This is a genomic window from Enterococcus raffinosus (assembly GCF_001886185.1).
Lineage (GTDB): Bacteria > Bacillota > Bacilli > Lactobacillales > Enterococcaceae > Enterococcus_A > Enterococcus_A raffinosus.
Window position 1 is genome coordinate 62,317 of record NZ_JXLA01000022.1, and the last position, 10,483, is coordinate 72,799.

Sequence of the window (10,483 nt, forward strand, 5' to 3'; positions counted from 1 at the left end):
TTATTACATGTGTTTTACACGAGAAGCGATTTCTTCGTGACGTCCATGTACCATTGGACGTGCTTGTGGGTTGCCTAAGTAACCGCAAGTTCGTTTGACTACATCACATGATTTTGGATCATGATTGCCACATTGTGGGCATTCAAATCCACGTTTTGTTGGTTTGAAGTCGCCTTCGAAGCCACATTCGTAGCAGTGATCGATCGGTGTATTGGTTCCTAGATAAGCGATGCGGTCATAGCCATAATCCCAAACAGCTTCCAATGATTTTGGATTTTGCTGCAGAACAGGGTATTCACAGTAGTGAATGAAGCCGCCTGAACAATATTTAGGATAATCCTTTTCAAAGTCCAATTTTTCAAATGGTGTTGGATTTTTACGAACATCATAATGGAAACTATTGGTATAGTAATCCTTATCTGTAATGTTCTCCACAATACCGAAACGTTCTGTATCTAAACGGCAGAAGCGGTCGGTTAAGCTCTCGCTAGGTGTTGAATATACGCTGAAGTGATAGCCGTATTCATTGCCCCAAGCATCCGCATGTTCTTTTAAGTCTTTCATGATGTCTAACGTGAAGTCTTTTGCTTCTGGGTTCTCTTCCCATTCGCCGCCGTAAAAGACGCTAGCGACCTCATAAAGGCCAATGTAACCTAAAGAAATAGTTGCCCGTTTATTTTTGAATAATTCATTTACGGCATCTGTGCGTTTCAACCGTTTGCCGAAAGCGCCATATTGATAAAGGATCGGTGCGTTTGCCGGGGTCGCTTCTTTACAGCGATCGATTCGGAAAACTAACGCATCTTTGGCAATTTGCAGACGTTCTTCCAGTAACGACCAGAATTTTTCTTTGTTGCCGCCAGATTCTAAAGCGATTCTTGGTAAGTTCAAGGTCACCACACCAAGATTCATCCGTCCGGCGTTAACTTCTTCGCCTTGTTCATTTTTCCAGCCTTGTAGGAATGAGCGACAGCCCATTGGTACCTTAAAGCTGCCAGTTAATTCGATCAATTTATCGTAGTTCAAGATGTCTGGATACATCCGTTTGGTAGCACATTCTAGCGCCAATTCTTTAATGTCGTAGTTTGGATCATTTGGTTCTAAGTTTGTCCCGCGACGTAAAGTAAAGATCAATTTAGGGAAGATCGCTGTCCGTTTTTCACTGCCTAGGCCTTCGATACGGATCTGCAGGATTGCTTTTTGGATCTCACGTTCAAACCAATCAGTTCCAAGACCGAAGCCTAAAGAAGTGAAAGGGGTTTGTCCATTAGAAGTGAACAAGGTATTGATTTCGTATTCCAAACTTTGCATCGCATCGTAAATGTCTTTACGTGTTTTTTGTTTGGCGAAAGCCTTTTGTTTTTCTGGATCATCGATCCATTCCTCGGCATCTTTTAAGTGTTTAGCATAATTTAGGCGCGCAAAAGGAGCTAATAGCTCGTCAGTACGGTCCGCTGAACAGCCGCCGTATTGGCTTGAAGCCACGTTGGCGATGATTTGAGAAATTTGAGCGGTAGCTGTTTGAATGGATTTAGGACTTTCTACTTCCGCATTCCCGATTTTGAAGCCGTTATTCAACATGCCTTTGAAGTCAATCAAACAGCAGTTCGTCATCGGTGTGTATGGATGGTAGTCTAAATCATGATAATGAATGTCGCCTTTTTGATGAGCGTTCGCTACATGAGGCGGCAGCATTTTTAACCCGATGGATTTGCCAACAATCCCAGCAGTTAAATCGCGTTGTGTGTTAAAAACATCACTATCTTTATTCGCATTCTCATTGACAACCGTTTGATCCTTATTGATCAGTTTTCCGATTGTAAAGTTGATATCGGTCGCCTTGCTACGTTGGAAGTCACGGCGTGTACGATAGTTGATATATTCCTCTGCTAATTCATACTCGTTGTGTTCTAATAATGTATGCTCCACAATGTTCTGGATTTCATAAATTTTGATATCGCTAGTAAAACGTTCAGAAATTTCAGCATCCACTCGTTCAACAATTGACTGAATGCGTTCATGAGCCAATGGGTCGACAGATCCTTTGATTTTAGTTTCAGCTTTGATTAAGGCATCGTAAATTTTTTGGTCATCAAATGCTGTGTGACGACCATCACGTTTTACGACCTTTATATTTTTTAGCGACGGTTGATATTCGTTGAGCAACGAATCTTTTGTGTGGATTTCCATCATTATAAACAACTCCATTTCCTTTAAAGTTCATTATCAATCATATAGTATTTTTGATGCCGTTGCAACGATATATAGTATTATTTTTTTGCCAAAAAAGAAAAACACACCATATATAGTGTGTTTGTTTACTGAAAGATAAAAGAAAGCTGATAAGGACAAGCTTCTATGAAAAATAAAATAACTGAAAATAATTTTTCCTAAAAAGTGAAAAAATTGTAAGGTTATTGAAGGTCGTTTCACATAGGAATTCACCTCAAATATGATACCATAAAAGAAAAAAATTTGATGTTACAAATAGATTTCATCGAGAGCATTTGCCAGTTTTTAGCAGTCTGGCAAGCAGAATGGGCATCAATTATTTTTCTAACCCGAGATAGGAGGGATTGAATGGAAAAAATAATCAACGTGCAGCACCTTAGCAAAAGCTACGGCACACGAAATAATAAAGTGACTGTCTTAAATGATTTGAATTTTACGGTGGAAAAGGGGGAGTTTGTCGGGATCATGGGGCCAAGCGGTGCGGGCAAGACCACCTTGATGAATATCCTTTCAACGATTTTACTGCCGACGATGGGATCCGTTAAGATCGCTGGCGCAGACATCACTCAAATGCGGGAAAGTCGATTGACGGATTTTCGACGGGAGAAGCTTGGGTTCATTTTTCAAGACTTTAATTTGATTGACAGCTTGACGGTGAAGGACAATATCATCTTACCGTTGACAGTCAGCAAACTTTCGAACAACGAGATTGAAGAACGGGTGCTTCGATTGGCAGGAATATTAAGGATCGAACAGATATTAACGCGCTATCCAGAAGAAATTTCAGTGGGGCAGCAGCAGCGAACTGCCGCAGCTCGAGCATTAATCAGCAAACCGTTAGTTTTGTTTGCCGATGAGCCGACCGGATCGTTGGATTCGAAGTCTGCGACGGAATTTTTAAACTATTTGGACGATGTGAACCTTCATGAAGAAACAACGATCTTAATGGTTACACATGATCCTTACACCGCGAGCTATTGCAACCGTGTGCTGTTTATCAAGGATGGTCGTTTTTTTGCTGAGATTGTCCGCCGTTCGTCACGAAAAGATTTTTTTGAGAAAGTGATAGATATGCAGGCAACGATCGGCGGGGGTGGCAAGGCCAATGCTGATTAGAATTATTTGGCGCGGCTTTAAAAAACAGCTATCAAACTACCTAGTCTTTTTCTTCAGCTTGATCTTTGCGGTCATGGTGTTTTATTCCTTTACCGCGATGACTTACGAGCAGCCGTTAATCCGAAGTGCCGGGAAAAATACTGAGCTTGTTGGAATGTTAGGCTTCGGGAGTTTTGCGGTTGTCTTGATTCTGCTCTTTTTTATGGCGAGTACCAATCGCTTTTTTATTGAAAACCGCCGCAAAGATATCAGTATCTTCCATTTATATGGGTTGAGCTATTATCAGATTTGTCTCTGGTTTATTTTAGAGATCTTTTTTATTGGTATCTTTTCTTTTGTCGTTGGAATCAGTTTTGGGGTATTACTATCGAAGCTTTTCAGTATGATTCTAGTAAAGGCGATGGATCTGCCGCTGCAAGTGCATTTCTTTTTTTCTACCGATGCGATTATGATGACAGGGTTAGTTGTACTGTTTATTTTAGCCGTTGTTTCTTTTCAAATTTTATGGCTAGTCTCGGGTTACAAATTCACTCACTTAAAGAGGCTTGATTTGCGGAAGATACAGGCGATGAAGGTGCCCTTATGGCAAAAGCTCCTAGGTGTGACAGGGGCATTGTGTTTACTAGGCGGCTGGGGAATGGCTCTGAGCTATATTATCTTTGCGCGCAAAGCGAGTGACCATCTCGGCTTGATTCGAGGCAACATTGTATTGATGGGGACTATTTTTTTACTATGTGTTATCGGCAGCTACTTGTTCTTCGGCTTTACTATGAGATGGTACAATTCTTATCGGCCAAAACGCTTATTCAAGAATCTGGGAATGCTGTCCCGCAGTGAATGGCAATTGCGCTTGTTTAGTGATTGGCGCTTTTTAGGCTCGATCACGGTTGCTTTAGGATTGGCGCTAGCGATTCTGGGTGGGATGGCGGCAATTGTTTCGTTAGAAATGCGTTCTGTAAACGAGATCGCTCCCACCTCCTTAATGATCACGCAAGAAAGCTATAAGAAAATTGCACCTAAACTCCAGGGGTTTGAAGATTATCAGAAACAGTCCTTAACGTTTAATGCTGTTCCGGCGAAACAAAGCGTTGAAATTTCCGGGGAAGGAACAAACTCGCAGCCTGAAGTAATGGATATGATCTCTCTTTCGGATTATCGAGCGTTTCAAAAAATAAATCATACCTTACCCAATATTCATTTAAACACGCCTACGTCAACCATCGTTTTAAGCTCTTATCAGCGATACTTAACGGAATACGCACATTACAGTAGATTTATTTATTTAAAAGATCGTAAATTGACGGTTCAGGGAACCTATCCTAATTTTTTTGGAGACGCGAATTTGCGTTACGGAACGGGGTTGATCGTTGTTTCTGATGAAGTCTTTAATAGCACACCGGGGATTTCCTATACGATCGAAGCCATTGATGTAGAAAAGCAAGAAGAAGAAAAATTGGCAAGACTGATTCACAAAGAACTGAAGGGCGACTGGGGCTTTCCGATTCACTATGAGTTGTCTTGGCGGAATCATCAATTGGTAGGAGATATCATTGAAGGCGAAGGGGCGAAAAATGATGGCTCTACCGTTTATCGATCGGAATATACTTCTTACCAAGAGGTGTATCGAGCGACTCGCAGCAGCATGGGGCTCGTTTTATTCGTAGTAACATTCGTAACGACGACGTTCATCATATCAACGGCAAGTATGGTAACTTTACGACAACTTTCAGAATTTAAACAAAAACGGAAAAAATATCAGCTATTGCGGCAAATGGGTATTCCTGACAAAACGATCTATCAGGAAATCAAACGAGAGAATCGTGTGGTATTTTTCACTCCAGCCTTTTTGGCCCTCGTCCATAGTATGCTGGCGATCTCGGTGATTTCCCACATAGCCAAAGATACCGATTATTGGTTCGTTTACTTATTCTGTGGATTGATGTTAGCAGTCTATGCGCTGTTTTATTGGGCTTCTTGTGCCTATCAGAAAAAACTTTTATAACGGTAAAGCAACGGGGTATACCAATTTACTTTGGTATATCCTTTTTTTGCGTAGAAGGATTTTTAAGCATGTGACAAAACTGTTCGTTTGAAAGCGGTATATGTAAGAGGAACAAATGGCAGATTTTTTTCAAGGTTCTATAATTAGCTCAAAAGAAAAAAGGAGGGGGCGATTGGATGAAGGAATTTTTTAAACGCCCCGCTGCTCGTTACTGGTTAAGTTTTATTGGAAAGACGATTTTCTACTTTGCGGTCCTTTTGATTTTAGTTTACTTATACCATTACAAGAGCATCCAAGGCGGTAATTTTATCTATAACGAGTTTTAATAATAAGTCGTTCTTGAACTGAACGGGGGGAATATCATGCAAAATATTATTACAACGATTGATAAATGGGCAAGTGAGAAGCCAGAGGCGATCGCTTACCAATCAGAAACAGAAAAATACAGCTATCAAACATTGCGGCAATGGTCAGACAACTTAGCGCAATACTTGAATGAGCAACTAACGGACAAAGCGCCGATTGTTGTATTTGGTGAATTAGAATTTGAAATGATCGCTAGCTTTCTAGGTGCTGTTAAGAGCGGTCATGCGTACATTCCAATTGAATCGAATACACCATTGGATCGGATTCAGTTGATTTTAGACGTTGCACAGCCAGCAATGATCTTGAGTGTACAGCCTTGGCCGGAAGAAATTGCTGCGACTATTCCAGTTGTTGCACCAAAGGAACTTCAGGAGCTATTCGTAACATCCCGCGAAAAAAAAGAGTTGGTACCTGTTGAAGACAAGGAGACCTTCTACATTATTTTTACCTCTGGAACAACGGGCGTACCAAAAGGCGTTCAGATCAGTCATAAAAATCTATTGAGCTTTACGAATTGGGACCTAAAGGATTTCGGCATTGAACCCGGCATGCGCTTTTTATCCCAAGCACCCTATTCATTTGATTTGTCTGTCATGAGTGTCTATCCTGCACTTTGCAGTGGAGGGACGTTGGTTCCAATGGAAAAAGCTGTAATCAACGATTTCAAAAAATTATTCAGCTTTCTTCCTCAGTTAGATCTGGAAGTTTGGGTATCTACCCCTTCATTTATGGATATTTGTTTGATGGAGAAAACCTTTGATGGAGCGCACGTTCCTTCATTGAAAATCTTCCAATTCTGCGGGGAGGAGCTTCCTCGTAAAACAGCGGAGGAATTATTGCGACGTTTTCCAAACGCGAAAATCTTTAACACATACGGCCCAACCGAAGCAACTGTCGCAATGACTCAAATCGAAGTGACCGCTGAGGTTTTAGCGCGATACGATCGTGTACCGATCGGCTATATCAAGAAAGATACTGAAGTCTTGATTTATGATGGGGATCAGGAAGCCGCAGAGGGTGAAGCAGGCGAGATTATTATCAAAGGTCCAAGTGTATCAAAAGGGTACATGAACAACCCAGAAAAAACAGCTGCTGCTTTCTTTGAGATTGACGGAGTACCCGCCTACCGTACAGGAGACGCTGGTCGTATAGAAAAAGATGGGTTGCTTCTATATGAAGGACGAATCGATTTCCAAGTGAAGCTCCATGGGTTTCGAATCGAGTTGGAAGACATTGATCACCATTTAGAAAAAGTCTCTTATGTGAAGCAAGCGACCGTCGTGCCAAAATATCAGGAACACAAAGTTCAACAATTAGTTGCCTATATTGTTGCGAACGAAAACGATTTTGAAAAAGCGTATCAATTAACGAAAGCAGTCAAAGAAGAATTGGCAGAAGGGGTCATGGACTATATGATCCCACAAAAATTTGTCTATGTGGATCAGCTGCCATTGACACCCAATGGCAAGATTGACCGCAAACGACTGATGAACGAGGTGAATAGCTGATGCTGATTCCTCACATGGTGCCTTATGCGTCACCGATTTATTTCATTATTCTAATTGTGGCACTGCTGCCGTTGATTCTAAGTTTGTTGATTCGGGGGAAGCGAATCAGCTGGTACCAATCACTGATTACGTTGTTCTTTCTATACATTTCCTTCGGCGGAAAAGATTATCGCCAAGGCTTAGCGTTGATCGGCTATGTGATATTTCAAAGTATTTTAGTATGGTGCTATAACTATTACCGAAAAAATAAGAATCAAGCGGGGGTCTTTTACTTCGCTGTATTTTTAAGTATCCTGCCGCTGATTTTGGTCAAAGTGACGCCGTTTATGGATGGACAGGCATCGATTTTCGGCTTTTTAGGAATTTCTTATCTGACATTCAAGTCCGTTCAGATCATCATGGAAATGCGCGATGGCATGATTAAGGAGTACAGTCCGTTGAACTATATCAAGTTCTTGCTGTTCTTCCCAACCATCTCATCTGGTCCAATTGATCGCTATCGTCGATTTGAAAAGGACTTAAACGAGCCGCCAGCACCAGAAAAATATGTGGATCTGCTAGGAGCGGGGGTCCATGATATTTTTGTCGGTTTCTTATATAAATTCGTGATCGGTTATTATTTCGGTCAAGTGCTCCTGCCCCTTGTTGATCGAATTGCGATGCATCACGGCGGCATCTCATGGGGCTTAGTCGGGTATATGTATGTCTATAGTATGTATCTGTTCTTTGACTTTGCCGGCTATAGTCTGTTCGCCGTCGGTACAAGCAAGCTGATGGGGTATGAAACACCGCCGAACTTTAATAAACCATTCCTATCCTGGAACATCAAGGAATTCTGGAATCGTTGGCACATGACCTTGTCCTTCTGGTTCCGTGATTACATCTATATGCGGTTAATGTTCACCTTGATCAAGAAGAAAACCTTCAAGAGTCGCATCGTGGCTTCTAATGTTGGCTACTTCGCGTTGTTCTTGATTATGGGTGTCTGGCACGGGTTAACTTGGTATTACATTGTCTATGGCATTTACCACGCAACCCTGATCTGTTTAACCGATGCGTGGCTGCGTTTTAAAAAGAAACACAAAAAACAAATTCCATCCAATAAATTTACCCACGCGTTGGCGATTTTCTTAACCTTCAACGCTGTCTGCTTGAGCTTTTTAATCTTCTCAGGCTTCTTGGATAAATTATTTTTTGCCAGTCCGGCTTTTAGCAGATAACTAAAGCTCTAACTGACGGAATAGTTTCAATGCAGGATATCGCATGAACTGTTTAGCCGGATGGTATGCGTACGAAAACGTTTCGAATTTTTGCGTTAGAAAAAATTCGGACAACTATAATGAGCTAGCCCACATGATAAAGGACAGTAACGATAGAAAAAACTATATTTCCTTAAAAAAAACGAAATGGAGCGAGTAACATGGAAGACACATTATTTAGCATTTTAGAAGATATTACAGGAACAGACGAAGTAAGAGACAATCCCGATGTGGATTTGTTTGAAGAAGGATTGATGGACTCTTTAGCAACCGTTCAATTATTGGTTGAGATCGAAGGACAATTAGGCGTACAGGTTCCAGTTTCAGAGTTTGACCGCGCTCAATGGAATACACCCAATAAAATCATTGAACAAGTGAAGGTTCTACAAGCTTAATGAAAAAGAAACTCTTCGGTATCTTTGGGCCGATTCTTTTAGCGGCAATGTTATTGATTCTCTTGTTTTTTTCCCCCTTTAAAATCAACAGCAATGATCCGGAGCTGATCAAGGCTGCTTCAAGTTCGATGGCGGGAAATGTCTTGCGAGGAAACAGTATCACAAAAGAGGCTCTGAGTACTGATAAATACGTCCCATTTTTTGGTTCCTCCGAATTGAGCCGAATCAGTCCGTTTCATCCGTCGGTTTTAGCAGAAAAATATGATCGAGGCTATACGCCATTCTTGATGGGAGCTCCAGGAACCCAGTCACTCACCCAATTCATGATGATGCAATCCCTCGGGAAGGACTTAAAGGATCGGAAAGTAGTCTTTATCATTTCCCCTCAATGGTTTGTTAAACATGGGATAAAACGTGATTACTTTGATGCGTATTATTCTCCCGAGCAAACGTTGAATTGGCTGCTAAACTTGAAAAAAGTACAAGCAAGTGATAAATATTTGGCACAACGGTTAACGCATTACGGTGTAGTAAAAAAAGATGAACGGCTAGAACGGATGCTGGATGCAGTGATGGATGGACAACTGCCTGACAAATCAGATATCGCTGTCAGCAAGTTAAAATTAAACATGCTGGAGCGGGAAGATGAACTGTTCAGTACCATTGGTATGTTAAGCAAACAGGCTGAGATTGATAAAAACGTTAAAGCATTACCGAAAAAATACAATCAAGATGAGCTGGATACGTTGGCTAATCAGTTAGGTGAACGGGCGACTCAAGGAAATGAATTTGGGATTCAGCAACGTTTCTACCACCAACGAATCAAGCCACATATGAACCGTTTAGCAGATTCACAAAAAAATTGGGATTATCGATTCTCGCCAGAGTTCTCTGACTTCCAACTAGCTTTGGATCAATTAGCCAAGGAACATGCGGATGCGCTCTTTATTATTCCACCCGTCAATGGACGCTGGGCGAAATTTACGGGGCTTTCAAAAGAAATGCTGCAACAGTTCTCTGACAAGATTAAGTATCAATTGACGTCACAGGGCTTCAATAATATCGCTGACTATACAGAACAAGAAAACACGCCATACTTCATGCAAGACACCATTCACTTAGGATGGAACGGCTGGTTGGCAGCAGATAAGAAAATTGCGCCATTCTTAAAGGATCATAGATCGCAAGCTGAAAATTATAAAATCAACAATCCTTATTTTTTAAGCAAAGAATGGCAAGAAATGAATCCAACAGAAATAAAATAAAAATGAGACAGCATCAGGTAAAACGACTCGTTCCTGATGCTGTCTTTTTTAGCTTACCAAAAATTTTTTTGGGGCGAAAAAAAGAATTTCACAGACAAAAATTAATGGATGATTGAGATGAAAATAGTTTTACGCTGTTTTTTTACAAATAATAATCGCTTTTAAAAAGTGATTTTATTATTTGATATTGTTATTTTAAATAATTCGTATTCTTTAAAAATACCATATTATTTGAAGTGACCCCAAAAAGTTAGACTTATTTCGGAGTAGAGAAATCTACTCCGTTTTTTGTTTGTTAACATGGCAATTACGCCGCTTTCTGTGCAGCTTTTCGAAATTG

General features: G+C 40.8%; 8 protein-coding genes. 7 read left to right on the forward strand and 1 reads right to left on the reverse strand.

Annotation, left to right across the window (positions count from 1 at the left end; all coding sequences use genetic code 11):
- Window positions 1-3: 3 nt before the first annotated feature.
- On the reverse strand, window positions 4-2,193 hold the full coding sequence (gene nrdD / locus RV13_RS12760) for an anaerobic ribonucleoside-triphosphate reductase (RefSeq protein WP_060789074.1): 2,190 nt from the start codon (window positions 2,191-2,193) through the stop codon (window positions 4-6).
- 387 nt (window positions 2,194-2,580) lie between these two features.
- Here nrdD and RV13_RS12765 point away from each other — a divergent pair, with 387 nt between their 5' ends.
- The 7 genes from RV13_RS12765 (at window position 2,581) to dltD (ending at window position 10,143) form a co-directional block, all read left to right on the forward strand.
- Complete coding sequence (locus RV13_RS12765) at window positions 2,581-3,348, forward strand: ABC transporter ATP-binding protein (protein ID WP_060789073.1); 768 nt, start codon at window positions 2,581-2,583, stop codon at window positions 3,346-3,348.
- A complete protein-coding gene (locus tag RV13_RS12770) occupies window positions 3,338-5,350 on the forward strand; it encodes an FtsX-like permease family protein (RefSeq protein WP_060789072.1) in 2,013 nt (670 codons plus the stop codon). Before RV13_RS12765 ends, RV13_RS12770 begins: the two co-directional genes overlap by 11 nt.
- Before the next feature lie 176 nt (window positions 5,351-5,526).
- Entirely contained in the window at window positions 5,527-5,676 is a 150-nt protein-coding gene (locus RV13_RS12775) for a teichoic acid D-Ala incorporation-associated protein DltX (protein WP_010745658.1), read from the forward strand.
- Between the two features lie 36 nt (window positions 5,677-5,712).
- Window positions 5,713-7,224 (forward strand): D-alanine--poly(phosphoribitol) ligase subunit DltA, encoded by a 1,512-nt coding sequence (gene dltA, locus RV13_RS12780; RefSeq protein ID WP_060789071.1) that lies wholly within the window; start codon window positions 5,713-5,715, stop codon window positions 7,222-7,224.
- On the forward strand, window positions 7,224-8,444 hold the full coding sequence (dltB, locus tag RV13_RS12785; protein WP_060789070.1) for a D-alanyl-lipoteichoic acid biosynthesis protein DltB: 1,221 nt from the start codon (window positions 7,224-7,226) through the stop codon (window positions 8,442-8,444). Before dltA ends, dltB begins: the two co-directional genes overlap by 1 nt.
- A 200-nt stretch (window positions 8,445-8,644) precedes the next feature.
- Window positions 8,645-8,878 (forward strand): D-alanine--poly(phosphoribitol) ligase subunit DltC, encoded by a 234-nt coding sequence (gene dltC / locus RV13_RS12790; protein ID WP_016250129.1) that lies wholly within the window; start codon window positions 8,645-8,647, stop codon window positions 8,876-8,878.
- Window positions 8,878-10,143, forward strand: a complete 1,266-nt coding sequence (dltD, locus tag RV13_RS12795) for a D-alanyl-lipoteichoic acid biosynthesis protein DltD (RefSeq protein WP_060789069.1) — start codon at window positions 8,878-8,880, stop codon at window positions 10,141-10,143. Before dltC ends, dltD begins: the two co-directional genes overlap by 1 nt.
- Window positions 10,144-10,483: the final 340 nt, after the last annotated feature.